This is a genomic window from Amycolatopsis dendrobii (genome assembly GCF_014145675.1).
In the GTDB taxonomy this organism is placed as follows: domain Bacteria; phylum Actinomycetota; class Actinomycetes; order Mycobacteriales; family Pseudonocardiaceae; genus Amycolatopsis; species Amycolatopsis dendrobii.
The window spans coordinates 46853-60754 of the sequence record NZ_JACGZW010000001.1 but is presented as its reverse complement, the minus strand read 5'-3'; the positions used below and the strand labels follow the sequence as shown (position 1 = coordinate 60754).

Below are 13902 nucleotides of genomic sequence, written 5' to 3'. Positions count from 1 at the left end.
TTTCCCCGCCACGCTCGGCCCGCGGGACTCAGAGCGAAGGGCGCCTCCTGGTTCAGGAGGTGTCGCGTGCCACTGGCGATTCCGGCCGGCTCAGCACCGTCGCGCGAGATGGGCCGTGTGGTCGGCGATCATTTCGACCGTCGCCGGAAGCACCTGCCGGATCCGCGGGAAAACCTGCTCCCGCACCGGATCCGGCAGCACCCGGTACGCCGAAACCGTGGACAGCAGGCCGATCAGCTCGTCCGCGGTCAACGTCATCCGCTGCCGGACGACGACTTGCCGGACGTCGGCGAACAACTCGGACCGCTCGAGTTCCGTGCCCGGCCACTGCAGTGCGCTCTCCGGCGGCGTGCCGTCCGGCGACGGGAGGTCCGCGCTCTCCAGAAACGGCGCTTGAGCCTCGTCGATCGCTTTCCGCACAACGGGATCCGCCGGTCCGAACGGTCCGCCGAAGGACGCGAAGACCCCGCCCGGCGCGAGCAGGGCGGCGATGCGCGGCCACCGGCCCGCCGGGTCCGTCCAGTGCAGCGCGGCGGCCGAGTACACCAGTCCGTACTGCCGGTCCGGCCGCAGGTCTTCCAGCGCGCCGCGGCGGGTCCCGACGCCGGGAGGCAGGTGCTTGCGCAGTTCGGCGAGCATCGCCGGATCCGGGTCGGTCGCGGTGACCGCGATCCCCCGTCCCGCGAACAGCCGGGTCGCTTTCCCCGTCCCCGCCCCGATTTCGAGGGCGTCGGCCACCGGCGCACCCGCGTAGTCCAGCACTTTTTCCGCTAGCTCGGCGGGATATCCCGGACGGTACCGCTCGTACTCCTCCGCCACCGCCCCGAAACTCAACGCGCGTTCTGCCATGCCCGCCATTCTGGCCTGATCCGCACCGCGCGCGCCTGCCTTTTCGCGCACCGGCACCGTGCCCGTGCCCCGTTATGCCCGAAAACCCCGAAAGGAACGGAAAAATGTCGCCCACCCTGCGTACCGTCGACGCCTTGGAGTTCGCGGTCGCCGACCTGTCGCTCGCCGCGGCCGGACGCATCCAGCTCGACCTCGCCGAGCACGAAATGCCCGGCCTGATGGCGCTGCGCCGCGAGTTCGCGGACTCCCAGCCGCTCAAGGGCGCGCGCATCGCGGGTTCGCTGCACATGACCGTGCAGACCGCGGTGCTGATCGAAACGCTCGTCGCGCTCGGCGCCGAGGTGCGCTGGGTGTCCTGCAACATCTTCTCGACCCAGGACGAGGCGGCCGCGGCGGTCGTCGTCGGCCCGGACGGAACGCCGGAGCGTCCCGAGGGCACCGCGGTATTCGCGTGGAAGGGCGAAACCCTCGACGAATACTGGTGGTGCACCGACCAGCTGTTCCGTTTCCCCGGCGGCGAACTGCCGAACATGATCCTGGACGACGGCGGCGACGCGACCCTGCTCGTCCACAAGGGAGCCGAGTTCGAGAAGGCGGGCGCGGTGCCCGCCGCGCACGAGGACGACCCGGAGGACTACCGGATCCTGCTGCGCACTCTCGCGGCGAGCCTGGCCGAGGACCCGCAGCGGTTCACCCGGATCGCCGGGGCGATGCGCGGGGTCACCGAGGAGACCACGGCGGGCGTGAACCGGCTTTACCAGCTCGCGGCCACCGGAGAGCTGCTGTTCCCGGCGATGAACGTCAACGACTCGGTCACGAAGTCGAAGTTCGACAACAAGTACGGAATCCGCCATTCGCTCCCGGACGGCCTCAACCGCGGCACCGACGTGATGATCGGCGGGAAGTACGCCGTCGTGTGCGGGTACGGCGACGTCGGCAAGGGCGCGGTCGAGGCGCTGCGCGGGCAGGGCGCGCGCGTCGTGGTGACCGAGATCGACCCGATCTGCGCGCTGCAGGCCGCGATGGACGGGCTCGACGTGGTCGAACTCGACGACGTCGTGGAGCGCGCCGACATTTTCCTCACCACCACGGGCAACTTCGGCATCATCTCCGCCGCGCAGATGGCCCGGATGAAGCACCAGGCGATCGTCGCGAACGTCGGCCACTTCGACAACGAGATCGACATGGCCGGGCTGGCGAAGATCCCGGGCATCGTCAAGACCGAGGTCAAACCGCAGGTGCACACGTGGCGGTTCCCGGACGGGCACGCCATCATCGTGCTGTCCGAGGGCAGGCTGATGAACCTCGGCAACGCGACCGGGCATCCGTCGTTCGTCATGTCCGCGTCGTTCGCGAACCAGGTCCTCGCCCAGATCGAACTGTTCGGCAAGCCGGGCGACTACGCGAACGACGTGTACCGGCTGCCGAAGCACCTCGACGAGAAGGTCGCGCGGCTGCACCTGGACGCGCTCGGCGTCCGGCTGACCAAGCTGAGCAAGGAACAGGCGGAGTACATCGGCGTCGACGTGGACGGGCCGTACAAACTGGACCACTACCGCTACTGACCGCTTCGCCGGACGCTGCGGCGAGAAAGGGGTCCTCCGGCTCCGAGGGGGAGGGAGAGCCGAAGGACCCCCGGTAGTGTTAGCACATCGCCAAGCAGCTTGTACACGGCCAGGTACCCGATCGGGTAAAGCCGCCCCGGCCGCGCTCCGTGGCGGCCGGGGCGCCGCCGGAGCTCAGGAAGCCTGCCGCAGCAGGGATTTCTCCGCTCCGGTGCAGGCGCACCCGGCGTCGAGGGTGTGACAGTCGATGATCAGGCCGTGCCGGACCCGGTCCAGGTCGAGGCAGGACGGATCGGTGCACTCGGCGAACCCGCGGTCCGGGTGGACCACCAGGGTGCCGTGACAGTGGTCGATGCCGCTCGTGCAGAACGCGCACTCCATGCTCAGCCGCCTTCCGCTCAGGTATTCGAGTCCCCGGCGCCGATGCGCTCCGGGGCCGGACTCCTCTTTGGTACCACTGGAAATCTCGCCGTCGCAGGATACCCGGCGGCGTGTCGGCGCCCCGGTCCGGTGAAGTCCGCCGCAGTCGCTCACCGGGCGTGACGACCGGCGTTTTCCGGCCGGCAGCAGTGAAATTTCACTGTTCCGGGTCGTGGAACAGCTCGCCGCGCGCCGGCGGAACCCCCGCTCAGGCGCTCTTCGGCCGCCGAGCCCGCGCCGCCGGTTTCTTCGCCGCCGCTTTGCCTTCGCCCGCGGCCTTTTTCGTCTCCTTGGCGGGCCCGCGGGTCTTCTTCGCCGCCGACACGCTGGCCTCCAGCGCCGCCATCAGGTCGACGACCTCGGCCTTCTCCCCCTGTTTCGGCGCGCCGACCGTCTGGCCGCCGCCCGCCTTCGCCTCGATCATCGCCTCGAGCGCTTCCCGGTAGGAGTCCGAGTATTTCTCCGGTTCGAACACCGGCTCGGACAGCGAGTCGATCAGCGACCCCGCCATCGTCACCTCCTGCGCGCGGACCTGCGGCGGATCCTCGTGCAGGAACGGGAAATCCGGGACACGGACCTCGTCGGCCCACAGCATCGTGGTCATCACGAGCACGTCGTCCACGACGCGCAGCAGCGCCAGGCTCTCCCGCTGGCGCACCGCGACCTTCGCGATCGCCACATGGCTCGCCTTCTGCAGCGCGTCGCGCAGCACCACGTACGGCTTCACCGCGTTCTTCTGCGGCTCCAGGTAGTAGGTGCGGTCGAACCGGATCGGGTCGATCGACTCCAGCGGCACGAATTCGAGCACGTCGATCGCATGCTGGGTGGGCAGCGGCAGTTCGGCGAGGTCGGCGTCGGTGATCACGACCATCTCGCCGTCGGGCAGCTCGTAGCCCTTGGCGATGTCGGAGTAGGGCACCTCCTCGCCGTCGATCGAGCAGAACCGCTTGTACTGGATCCGCCCGCCGTCGGCGACGTGCACCTGGCGCAGCGACACGTTCTTGTTCTCGGTCGCCGCGTACAGCTGGATCGGGATGCTGACCAGCCCGAAGGACACCGAGCCCTTCCACATCGACCGCATGCCGCGCACCTCCGCCGAGTTCGCCGGTCCGTATTCACGCTCGGTGACCACCGTAGCCGCGATCGTCCGAATCCGACAGTCCGCGCAGGTCCGGGGGCTACGCGCAGGCGCCGCGCGTGCGCAGCCGCTTACCGGCGGCCGCCTCCGGGTCCGGGGCCGGGAAATCCGGCGCGATCGGCCGGTCCCCGCAGACCCGCCCGGTCCGGTCGGCGTCGGCGACGCCGGTGACGAGGAGATACGTCCGCGGCGCCGGCGCCGACGGCTGGGCCGCGACCAGTCCGGCACCGAGCAGCAGCACGACGGCCGCGGCCGACGCTCTGCTCAAGCCGGAGCACCCGGGAAATGCGGGTTCTCGATCACCCCGACCAGGTTCCCGTCCGGCGCGGTGCGGATCCCGCCGCCCAAATCGGTCACTGCCGAGTGCTCGGCCGCGCCCTCGCCGACCCAGCTTCGCCACCGCGGCTTCCACCTCCGGCACGCCCCAGTACGTCACCGGCCCGTCGCCGTTCTCCGCGCGGCCGTTCGGGTCGAGCGCCAGTTCGTACCCGTGAACGCGGCAGCCGACGCAGAACGGCTCGCCGAAGTACGGCGGCACCCCGAGCATCCGGGTCCGCCGCTCCTTGGCCGCGGCCAGATCGCCGACCGGCTACACGATCGTGCGCAGTCCGTCGAACATGTGTTCATCCTGGCACGAAACGGCAGGTGCGCTCCCGAAAACGCGTCGCTACAACTCGGCCGGGTCCCTGCGCAGCGCGACCTCGCGCCCGGACGCGGTGCGCACCGTGACCGCGTGCACGCCCGGCCGTCCGGACACGACCGTCAGCGGCAACCGGTCGAAGGTCTCGGCGCCGATGTGCTCCCGCAGTTCCCCGGCGTCCGCACCGATCTCCAACCCGGTCACCGCTGCCCCGCGCTCACCGTCCTCCGCCGCCCCGCGATCAGGGTTGGCGGCCGGATCCTCGCGGTAAAACCAGTTCGGCAGGCCCCGCCGCCAGCACGTGTCGAGTGCGCGGCCGGGGCCGGGCGCGGTGGTGATGATGCGCTGGGCGCCGTCCGGCTGGACACGCCCGGGAAGCCGCGCCACCTCGCCGCCGAGCCGCTGCGCGACCTCGGCCATCTCGTCGAGCGTGTCGGCGCGCAGGCTCCAGAACATCCACCGGTCGCCGTCCGCGACGACCCGGTCGAACCACGCGACCCCCTCGTCCCGCTCGGCCGCCGGGGCAGTCACCGCCTCGACCTCCAGGTAGACGTCCCCGCCGAGCGGGAAGATCGTGTTCGCGATGCCTGCCGCGAAGGCGCCCCCGTCGTAGCTGGCGAGCCCGGTTTCCTCCCGCACCCGGCGGACGCCCTCGCCCAGGTCGCGGGCGCCGAGGCAGAAATGGTCAAGGTGGAACATGCCGGTCCTTTCCGGATTCACCGCGGAACCGGGGGTTCGCGGGCGGCCGAAAGTTGCCAAACGAGTGTTCAGATATCTGCCGGACACAGGCTAGGGAGCCCGGGAAGCGCTTGTCCACCCTCTTGATCAAGGTTGCCGCCGAGGAGGACGAACGGGGATAAGCCGTTGTGTTTCAGGCGAAACCGAGCGAACCGAATTCGTCGGTGAACGCGGTCGCGGCGTCCGTGCCGGCGTGCTCGGCGAAGTTCGGGAAAACCTGCGATCAACCCTCACGAGGGCCGGGGTGACGCGCCGGTGACAGCGGACCGCGACGATCCTTCCGTGTCTCCAGCCGCCCCGCCCCCTGCGAGAACGCAACTTTTCGCGGTCCGCATAATTTTTCGCATCGCGCAACTTTCGCTGCTACTCTCGGCCCGGTGACCTCCACCGCCCCTCTGGGCCTGCGCGAGCGCAAGAAACGAGCCGCGCGAAGGGCGCTCGCCGAAGCCGCGCTGCGGATCGCGCTCGAGCGGGGCGTCGAGCAGCTTCGGGTGGAGGACATCGCGAACGAGGTGGGCGTGTCCGCGCGCACCTTCAACAACTACTTTTCCAGCAAGGAGGAAGCTGTCTGCGCGTTCATCGTCGAACGGCAGGAGCGCGTGCGCGAAGCGCTTCTGGCGAGGCCCGCCGACGAGCCGCTGTGGGACGCGGTCGTCAACGCGTCGATCACGCGGTTCGCCGAGGACGAACGCCCGAAGCGCGAGGACGTGCGGCGGGTTCGCGCGATGATGGAGAACGGCGGCTTGTTCGCCGAGATGCTGCGCGCGTACGCCGCCGTCGAACGCGTGCTGGCCGACGCCATCGCCGAACGAGCGGGCGAGCACGCAAATCCGTTGCACGCCCGGCTGATGGCGAGCATTGTGCAGAACGCTTCGCGCATCGCCTTCGACACCTGGCTCAATTCGGACTCCGACGACGAAGAGTTCGTATCCGCCTTCACCGGCCTCCTGCGGGAGGCAGCCGCCGGGATGCCGGCACTGGCCGCGTCCGGCGCGGCCCGCTAGACCCGAACCGACGCCACTTTTTTGGGGGAGTGCCCGACCGTGCTGGTCAAACTGTTGCGCAGCTACCTGCGCCCGTACCGGGCCGCGCTGTGGCTCGTCGTCGCGCTGCAACTGGTGCAGACGATCGCCGCGCTGTACCTGCCCACGCTCAACGCCGACATCATCGACGGCGGCCTCGTCAAAGGCGACACCGGCTACATCGTGAAGACCGGCGGCGTGATGCTGCTGATCACGCTGGTGCAGATCGCCGGGTCGATCGGGGCCGTCTACTACGGTTCCCGCATCGCGTCGGCGGTCGGCCGCGACATCCGCGCCGGAGTCTTCCACCGCGTGCAGGATTTCTCCGCCCGCGAGATCGGCAAATTCGGCACGCCGTCGCTGATCACCCGCACCACCAACGACGTCCAGCAGATCCAGCTGCTCGCCGGCCTCACCTTCACGCTGATGGTGTCCGCGCCGATCATGTGCGTCGGCGGCATCCTGCTCGCGCTGCAGCAGGACGTCCCGCTGTCGTCGCTGCTGGTGGTCATCGTGCCGGTGCTGGGGGTCGCGATCGGGCTCATCGTCATGCGGATGCGCTCGGCGTTCCGGCTCATGCAGGTGCGCCTCGACCGGATCAACCAGGTCATGCGCGAGCAGATCATGGGCATCCGGGTGATCCGCGCGTTCGTGCGGGACCAGCACGAACGCGAGCGTTTCGGCCGCGCCAACGACGAGCTGTTCACCGTCTCGCTGCGGGTCGGCAGGCTGATCGCGCTGATGTTCCCCACCGTGATGCTGGTGGTGAACGTGTCGAGCGTCGCCGTGCTGTGGTTCGGCGGGCAGCGGGTCGACAGCGAGGCCATGCAGATCGGCGCGCTCACCGCGTTCCTGGCCTATCTGCTGCAGATCCTGATGGCGGTCATGATGGCCACCTTCATGTTCATGATGGTGCCGCGCGCGGAGGTCAGCGCCGAGCGGATCACCGAGGTGCTGGACACCGAATCGAGCGTGCGTCCGCCGGACGAGCCGCAGCCTGCCGGAGCCGAGCGCGGGCACCTCGACCTCACCGGCGTCGAATTCCGGTACCCCGGCGCGGAAAAGCCGGTGCTGCAAGACGTTTCCCTCTTCGCGCGGCCCGGCGAGACCACCGCGATCATCGGCAGCACGGGCAGCGGGAAAACGACGCTGCTCAACCTGATCCCGCGGCTGATGGACGCCACCGAGGGCTCGGTCCGGGTGGACGGCGTGGACGTGCGCCGGCTCGATCCGGCGGTGCTGTCGTCGGTGGTCAGCATGGTGCCGCAAAAGCCGTACCTGTTCGCCGGCACGGTCGCCAGCAACCTCCGCTACGGCAATCCGGACGCGACGGACGAGGAGCTCTGGCACGCGCTGGAAGTCGCGCAGGGCAAGGACTTCGTGGAACGGATGGAACAGGGCCTCGACTCCCCCATCGCCCAGGGCGGCACGAACGTCTCGGGCGGGCAGCGGCAGCGGCTCGCGATCGCGCGGATGCTGGTGCACCGGCCGGAGATCTACCTGTTCGACGACTCGTTCAGCGCGCTCGACTACGCCACCGACGCCGCGCTGCGCCGCGCGCTCGCCGACGAAACCCGCGACGCGACCGTCGTCATCGTCGCGCAGCGGGTCAGCACGATCCGCGGCGCGGACCGGATCATCGTGCTCGACGACGGCCGCGTCGTCGGCACCGGAACCCACCACGAGCTGATGGACACCAACGAAACCTACCGGGAAATCGTGCTTTCGCAGCTGACCGAGCAGGAGGCGGCGTGAGTACACAATCGCGTCAGCCGACTCACGACGCCGGCCGGGTGCGGGTGTCCCGCAAGACACAGGAGGCGGCGTGAGCGAGGAAACGAAAACCGCCACCGCCCGCGACGAAGACGAACCAGCCGCCGTCGCGCGCGACAAGACCCGGCCGCAACCGGCAGCGGGGCCCGGCCGGATGATGTCGGCGGGCATGCCCGCCGAGAAAGCGCTCGATTTCAAGGGCTCGCTCGCACGCTTGCTGCGGCTGCTGCGCCCGCAACGAGCGGCGCTGGCCGGAGTCCTGGTGCTCGGCGCGATCGGCGTCGCGCTGACCGTGCTCGGGCCGAAGGTGCTGGCCCGCGCGACGGACCTGATTTTCGCCGGCGTGACCAGCAGGCATCTGCCCGCGGGCGCGACCAAGGAGCAGGTGATCGAGGGCCTGCGGGCACGCGGGGAAAACACCCTGGCCGACATGTTCACCAGCGTCGACCTGATGCCCGGCCACGGCGTCGACTTCACCGCGGTCGGCCAGGTGCTGATGATCGTGCTGGCGCTGTACGTCTTCGCGTCGTTCCTGGGCGTCATCCAGGCGCGGCTCACGACGAACCTCGTGCAGGGCGCGGTGTTCCGGCTGCGCCAGGACATCGAGGAGAAGTTCGCGCGGCTGCCGCTGCGCTATTTCGACCGCCAGCCGCGCGGCGAGGTGCTGAGCCGGGTCACCAACGACATCGACAACCTGGCGCAGTCGCTGCAGCAGACGCTGTCGCAGATCGTCACGTCGCTGTTCACCGTGCTGGGCGTGCTGGTGATGATGTTCGTGATCTCGCCGCTGCTGGGCGCGATCGTGCTGCTGACGGTGCCGGTGTCGGTGTTCGTCGCGGCCAAGATCGGCAAACGCGCGCAGCCGCAGTTCATCCGGCAGTGGTCGACGACCGGGAAGCTCAACGCGCACATCGAGGAGATGTACTCGGGCCACTCGCTGGTGCACGTCTTCGGCCGCGGCAAGGAGGCCGAGGAGGTCTTCCGGCAGCAGAACGAGGCGCTGTACGAGGCGAGCTTCAAGGCGTCGTTCATCTCCGGCACGATCCAGCCGGGCATGATGTTCATCGGCAACCTGAGCTACGTGCTCGTCGCTGTCGTGGGCGCCCTGCGAGTCGCTTCGGGCACCCTGACGCTGGGCGACGTGCAGGCGTTCATCCAGTACTCGCGCCAGTTCAGCCAGCCGGTCACGCAGATCGCGAGCATGGCGAACCTGCTGCAGTCCGGCGTCGCCTCGGCGGAGCGGGTGTTCGCGCTGCTGGACGCCAAGGAACAGGAACCGGAGCCGGAGCACCCGCAGCGCCCCGAGGTCGTGCGCGGGCAGGTCGAATTCGAGCACGTGTCGTTCCGCTACCTGAAGGACACGCCGCTCATCGAAGACCTGTCGCTGTCGGTCGACCCCGGCCACACCGTCGCGATCGTCGGCCCGACCGGCGCGGGCAAGACCACGCTGGTCAACCTCCTGATGCGGTTCTACGAAATCGACGGCGGCCGGATCACCCTGGACGGCGTCGACATCAAGGCGATGGACCGCGAGGAACTGCGCTCGAAGACCGGCATGGTCCTGCAAGACGCCTGGCTGTTCGGCGGCACGATCGCGGAGAACATCGCGTACGGCGCGGACAACGTGACCCGCGAACAGGTCGTCGAAGCCGCGAAGGCAACCTACGTGGACCGCTTCGTCCGCACGCTGCCCGACGGCTACGACACAGTCCTGGACGACGAGGGCGGCACCGTCAGCGCGGGCGAGAAACAGCTGATCACCGTCGCCCGGGCGTTCCTGGCGAGGCCGGCGATCCTCATCCTGGACGAGGCGACCAGCTCGGTGGACACTCGCACCGAGGTCCTGATCCAGCACGCCATGAACTCCCTGCGCACCGGCCGCACGAGCTTCGTGATCGCCCACCGCCTCTCCACCATCCGGGACGCGGACGTCATCCTGGTGATGGAAAACGGCAACATCGTGGAGCAAGGCAACCACGAAACCCTCATCAACGCAGGCGGCGCCTACTCCCGCCTGTACGCGGCCCAATTCGCGGAAGCCATGGCAGAAACCGAATAACCGCGGCCAAAAGTACGTGAGGGGAACCCTGAGGAAATCAAGTCAACGAGGGTTCCCCTCACGCACCCTCCGCCCGCCACCCCCAAACCGCAGCAAGCGCACCCAACCCACCAAGGCACCCACACCTCCCCCACCCCGATACAAAGCCAAAAACACGGCGCGGGAGTGCTTGTCAAGGCATCTTTCCCGCCTTGACAAGCACTCCCGCGCCGTAGTCACACTAAAAAATCGGGGTGCCCACGCAATCACGCGGGCAATGTCGCCGCCAGGCGACGAGCCGCCCTCCCCCCTCAAGGCCGAGGAATATTCCGCAAATTAGACTTGGCCAACTCCAGCATCTTCCCCACACCCCCGCTCAACACCGTCTTGCTGGCCGCCAACGCAAACCCCTTAACCTGCGCAGCAGTAATATTAGGCGGAATAGACAACGCATTGGGATCCGTAACCACATCCAGCACCGCGGGCCCGTCATGCGCCAAAATATCCCGGATCCCGTCCCGAACCTCCCCGGGCTTCTCCGCCCGCCGCGCATACAACCCGGCCGCCCGGGCAATCCCGGCGAAATCGACCTGATCGTGGTCGGTACCGAACTCCGGCAGCCCGTCCACGAGCATTTCCAGCTTCACCATTCCCAGCGAAGAGTTGTTGAACACCACAGCCTTGACCGGCAAGGCGTGCGTCTTGAGCGTCAACAACTCCCCCATCAGCATCGCGAGCCCGCCGTCCCCGCACATAGCGACCACCTGCCGCCCAGGATCCGCGGCCTGCGCCCCGATCGCATGCGGCAACGCATTAGCCATGCTCCCGTGCACGAACGACCCGAGGATCCGCCGCCGCCCATTGGGCGTGATGTACCGAGCCGCCCACACATTGCACATCCCGGTGTCCACAGTGAACACCGCGTCCTCAGCCGCTTCCTCGTCCAGCACATCCGCGACAAACTCCGGATGCAACGGAATATGCTTCGAAACCTCATTCGTATAAGCGTCGACCACCCGCTGCAGCCCCCGCTCGTGCTTCCGCAGCATGGCATGCAGGAACGACCTGTCCTCCCGCTTCCGCAACCGAGGCAGCACGGCCCGGATCGTCGCCCCGACATCCCCCTGCACCCCGAACTCCAGCACCGACCGGCGTCCCATCCGCGACGGATCGATGTCCACCTGCACGGTGTTCCGCTGCGGCAGGAAGTTGTCGTACGGGAAGTCCGTCCCCAGCAGCAACACGAGATCAGCCTCGTGCATCGCCTCGTAACAGGCCCCGTACCCGAGCAGCCCGCTCATCCCCACATCGAACGGATTCGAGTACTGCACGAACTCCTTGCCCCGCAAGGAATGCCCCACCGGAGCCCCGGCGGCCTCGGCAAGCGCGAGCACCTCGTCGTGCGCGTCCCGGCAACCGGCGCCCGCCATGATCATCACCTTCTCCGCCCGATCGATCCGATCGGCGAGGCGAGCGATGTCGGCCTCGGCAGGCACCACGGCGGGCGGGCTCCCCAGCGAAGCCGACTCCCCCGTGGCATGCGCGGCGGGCTCATGCGACACGTCACCGGGCAGGACCAGCACGACGGCCCCGCGACGCCCGACCGCGTTCTGCACCGCGATCCGCGCGAGCCGCGGCATCTGCTCCGGCGAGCTCACCATCTCGCAGTAGTGCGAGCATTCGGCGAACAGCTGCTGCGGATGCGTCTCCTGGAAGAATCCGGTCCCGATCTGGGTGGACGGGATGTGCGATGCGATCGCGAGCACCGGCGCCCCGGAGCGGTGCGCGTCGTAGACCCCTTGCAGCAAATGCAGGTTGCCCGGCCCGCAGCTGCCCGCGCACACCGCGAGCCGTCCGGTGAGCTGCGCCTCGGCCGCGGCGGCGAACGCGCCCGCCTCCTCGTTGCGCACGTGCACCCAGTCGATCCCGCCGCGCGCCGAACCCCCGGTGCGGCGCACCGCGTCCACCACGGGGTTGAGGCTGTCGCCCACCACCCCGTAGATCCGGCGCACCCCGGATTGCACCAGAACGTCGATCAACTGGTCGGCCACCGTCGCCATGCTCCTGCGTCCCTTCGTGAGAGTCCCTTCGCAGTCTGGCGCCGATCAGGGGAACCGCCACCGCATTGACAGGTAATGTTGTCAATGGCACGGTGACGAGCACCGGCCACGAGGAGGGACGCCGCAGATGTCACGCGAGTTCGAGGTGCGCAAAGAGGTCCGGCTGCCCGCGGGGCCCGACGCCGTGTGGGAGGCGGTCGCGACCGGGCCCGGCATCGATTCGTGGTTCATGGGCCGCCACGAGGTCGACGCCGCGGCCAGGCGGATCCGGTTCCGCCTCGGCGAAATGCGCACCGAGGCGGAGATCACCGAGTGGGATCCCCCGCGCAGGTTCGCCTACCGGGGCGAGGCGGCCGAGGACGGCACGTTCGACGCGATGGAGTTCCTCGTGGAAGCGGCCGAAGGCGGCACTTCCGTACTGCGATTCGTGCACCGCGGGTTCGTCCAGGACGGCTGGGACGACGAGTACCACGAGTCCTTCGCCGTCGGCTGGGAGATGTACCTGCACACGCTCGCCGAACTGCTGGCCCACTTCCCCGGCCGCTTCGCGACGTACGTGACCGCGGACGGCCCAGCCTCCTCGGCGACCCGCGACGCGTGGCCGAAGCTGCTGGCGGCACTCGGCCTGCCCGCTGAACCCGCAGCGGGGCAAGCAGTCCAGTTCAGCGTCGGCGACGCAGTAGTAGAGGGCGTCCTCGACTACTCGACCCCGAACTACGCCGGGGTCCGCACCGAGGACGCCCTCTACCGCTTCCACGAACGGTCGCTGCTCGGCATGCCGGTCGCGGTCGGACATCACCTGTTCCGCCCGGACGTCGACGAGACCGCCGAAAGCGCGGCCTGGAGCCGCTGGCTCGCCGACGCGCTCAGCTGACGTCAGCGGCGGCGCAGGAGCAACGCCGCGCCGCCGACCGCCACGACGACCCCGGCGATCACGTTGCCGGTCACCGCACCGGCCGACGGCACTGTCTCGTCGCCGTACCGGAGCAGGAACGGGGACACCGCGGCCCAGGCCCCGAGCACCGGCAGCACCCAGGTCAGCGCCTGCGCGCCGGAATCCCGCGCCCGCATGGCGGCGAAGACGACGATCGCCAGCCCGGCGACGGTGTTGCTCACCGCGAGTTCGGCCGCCCCGCCGAAGCGCAGCAGCCACGGCGCGGCGATCAGGTACAGCCCGGCCAGCACAGCGAGGCCCGCTGCGCCCCCGGAGACCGCGGTCTTGCCGGACATCGTGCTGGTGGACATCTCGGATCACCTCAGCAGATCTCGGTTCCACCCCACGGGTACCCAGATTCCGGCAGGCGATTCACGCCCCCGCGGCGGCGCACGCCTCGCGCAGGCCGCTGCGCACCGGAGCCTCGAGCCCGGACACCGCGAACGCGCGCAGCACGAGCGGCCCGGTCGCCACGATCGAAAGCGCGGGCCGGACGCGGCGCGTCTCTTCGAGCGCGCGCAGCCCGGCGCAGCTGAGATAGCCGACCCGCGACAGGTCCACCACCAGTTTGCCGCCGGCTCCGGAGGCGGCCGTCAGCGCGGAGCGGAACTGCCCCACCGACGCGATGTCGATCTCCCCCGCCGCTGTGACCAGCACGATGTCCCCGTCCCTCCGGCTGGTGAAGACGGTGAGCCCGGCCGCCCCGCGAGAACCCATTGGCGGAA

13 protein-coding genes are annotated in these 13902 nt (G+C 69.2%); 5 read left to right on the top strand and 8 right to left on the bottom strand.

Annotation, left to right across the window (positions count from 1 at the left end):
* Positions 1 to 90: 90 nt before the first annotated feature.
* Entirely contained in the window at positions 91 to 849 is a 759-nt protein-coding gene (locus H4281_RS00285; RefSeq protein ID WP_246411222.1) for a class I SAM-dependent methyltransferase, read from the bottom strand.
* A gap of 104 nt (positions 850 to 953) precedes the next feature.
* On the opposite strand from H4281_RS00285, the gene ahcY reads away from it, so the two are divergent.
* Positions 954 to 2414 carry an adenosylhomocysteinase gene (gene ahcY, locus H4281_RS00280; protein ID WP_182888812.1) on the top strand — a complete coding sequence of 487 codons (1461 nt, stop codon included), beginning with the start codon at positions 954 to 956 and terminating at the stop codon, positions 2412 to 2414.
* 174 nt (positions 2415 to 2588) lie between these two features.
* Here ahcY and H4281_RS00275 read toward each other — a convergent pair whose 3' ends face one another.
* The 4 genes from H4281_RS00275 to H4281_RS00255 form a co-directional block, all read right to left on the bottom strand.
* The gene (locus tag H4281_RS00275) at positions 2589 to 2795 is read right to left on the bottom strand and encodes a hypothetical protein (protein WP_101440497.1); all 207 of its coding nucleotides are present in this window, start codon (positions 2793 to 2795) and stop codon (positions 2589 to 2591) included.
* A 247-nt stretch (positions 2796 to 3042) separates the two neighbouring features.
* Positions 3043 to 3915, bottom strand: coding sequence for a non-homologous end joining protein Ku (ku, locus tag H4281_RS00270; RefSeq protein WP_182888811.1), 873 nt, complete (start codon positions 3913 to 3915; stop codon positions 3043 to 3045).
* Between the two features lie 97 nt (positions 3916 to 4012).
* Positions 4013 to 4240, bottom strand: a complete 228-nt coding sequence (locus H4281_RS00265) for a hypothetical protein (RefSeq protein WP_182888810.1) — start codon at positions 4238 to 4240, stop codon at positions 4013 to 4015.
* A gap of 399 nt (positions 4241 to 4639) precedes the next feature.
* Positions 4640 to 5311 carry a VOC family protein gene (locus H4281_RS00255; RefSeq protein WP_220506565.1) on the bottom strand — a complete coding sequence of 224 codons (672 nt, stop codon included), beginning with the start codon at positions 5309 to 5311 and terminating at the stop codon, positions 4640 to 4642.
* Positions 5312 to 5727: 416 nt separating this feature from the next.
* On the opposite strand from H4281_RS00255, the gene H4281_RS00250 reads away from it, so the two are divergent.
* The 3 genes from H4281_RS00250 (at position 5728) to H4281_RS00240 (ending at position 10204) form a co-directional block, all read left to right on the top strand.
* Positions 5728 to 6354 (top strand): TetR/AcrR family transcriptional regulator, encoded by a 627-nt coding sequence (locus H4281_RS00250; protein ID WP_182888808.1) that lies wholly within the window; start codon positions 5728 to 5730, stop codon positions 6352 to 6354.
* Between the two features lie 39 nt (positions 6355 to 6393).
* A complete protein-coding gene (locus tag H4281_RS00245) occupies positions 6394 to 8127 on the top strand; it encodes an ABC transporter ATP-binding protein (protein WP_182888807.1) in 1734 nt (577 codons plus the stop codon).
* Between the two features lie 187 nt (positions 8128 to 8314).
* Positions 8315 to 10204, top strand: coding sequence for an ABC transporter ATP-binding protein (locus H4281_RS00240; protein WP_220506621.1), 1890 nt, complete (start codon positions 8315 to 8317; stop codon positions 10202 to 10204).
* A gap of 290 nt (positions 10205 to 10494) precedes the next feature.
* Here H4281_RS00240 and H4281_RS00235 read toward each other — a convergent pair whose 3' ends face one another.
* On the bottom strand, positions 10495 to 12243 hold the full coding sequence (locus H4281_RS00235; RefSeq protein WP_182888805.1) for a pyruvate dehydrogenase: 1749 nt from the start codon (positions 12241 to 12243) through the stop codon (positions 10495 to 10497).
* A gap of 127 nt (positions 12244 to 12370) precedes the next feature.
* On the opposite strand from H4281_RS00235, the gene H4281_RS00230 reads away from it, so the two are divergent.
* Complete coding sequence (locus tag H4281_RS00230; RefSeq protein ID WP_182888804.1) at positions 12371 to 13117, top strand: SRPBCC family protein; 747 nt, start codon at positions 12371 to 12373, stop codon at positions 13115 to 13117.
* Between the two features lie 2 nt (positions 13118 to 13119).
* On the opposite strand, the gene H4281_RS00225 is transcribed toward H4281_RS00230, so the two are convergent.
* Together H4281_RS00225 and H4281_RS00220 are read right to left on the bottom strand one after the other, a co-directional pair.
* Positions 13120 to 13488, bottom strand: a complete 369-nt coding sequence (locus tag H4281_RS00225) for an SPW repeat protein (RefSeq protein WP_182888803.1) — start codon at positions 13486 to 13488, stop codon at positions 13120 to 13122.
* Between the two features lie 61 nt (positions 13489 to 13549).
* Positions 13550 to 13894: an STAS domain-containing protein gene (locus tag H4281_RS00220; protein WP_182888802.1), complete on the bottom strand. Its 345-nt coding sequence runs from the start codon at positions 13892 to 13894 to the stop codon at positions 13550 to 13552.
* Between the last annotated feature and the right edge of the window lie 8 nt (positions 13895 to 13902).

What these genes read in the sequence shown, in the direction of transcription:
- H4281_RS00285 (WP_246411222.1), bottom strand. Translation starts at nt 849, where the DNA reads ATGGCAGAACGCGCGTTGAGTTTCGGGGCGGTGGCGGAGGAGTACGAG.
- ahcY (WP_182888812.1), top strand. Translation starts at nt 954, where the DNA reads ATGTCGCCCACCCTGCGTACCGTCGACGCCTTGGAGTTCGCGGTCGCC.
- H4281_RS00275 (WP_101440497.1), bottom strand. Translation starts at nt 2,795, where the DNA reads ATGGAGTGCGCGTTCTGCACGAGCGGCATCGACCACTGTCACGGCACC.
- ku (WP_182888811.1), bottom strand. Translation starts at nt 3,915, where the DNA reads ATGCGGTCGATGTGGAAGGGCTCGGTGTCCTTCGGGCTGGTCAGCATC.
- H4281_RS00255 (WP_220506565.1), bottom strand. Translation starts at nt 5,311, where the DNA reads ATGTTCCACCTTGACCATTTCTGCCTCGGCGCCCGCGACCTGGGCGAG.
- H4281_RS00240 (WP_220506621.1), top strand. Translation starts at nt 8,315, where the DNA reads ATGCCCGCCGAGAAAGCGCTCGATTTCAAGGGCTCGCTCGCACGCTTG.
- H4281_RS00235 (WP_182888805.1), bottom strand. Translation starts at nt 12,243, where the DNA reads ATGGCGACGGTGGCCGACCAGTTGATCGACGTTCTGGTGCAATCCGGG.
- H4281_RS00230 (WP_182888804.1), top strand. Translation starts at nt 12,371, where the DNA reads ATGTCACGCGAGTTCGAGGTGCGCAAAGAGGTCCGGCTGCCCGCGGGG.
- H4281_RS00225 (WP_182888803.1), bottom strand. Translation starts at nt 13,488, where the DNA reads ATGTCCACCAGCACGATGTCCGGCAAGACCGCGGTCTCCGGGGGCGCA.
- H4281_RS00220 (WP_182888802.1), bottom strand. Translation starts at nt 13,894, where the DNA reads ATGGGTTCTCGCGGGGCGGCCGGGCTCACCGTCTTCACCAGCCGGAGG.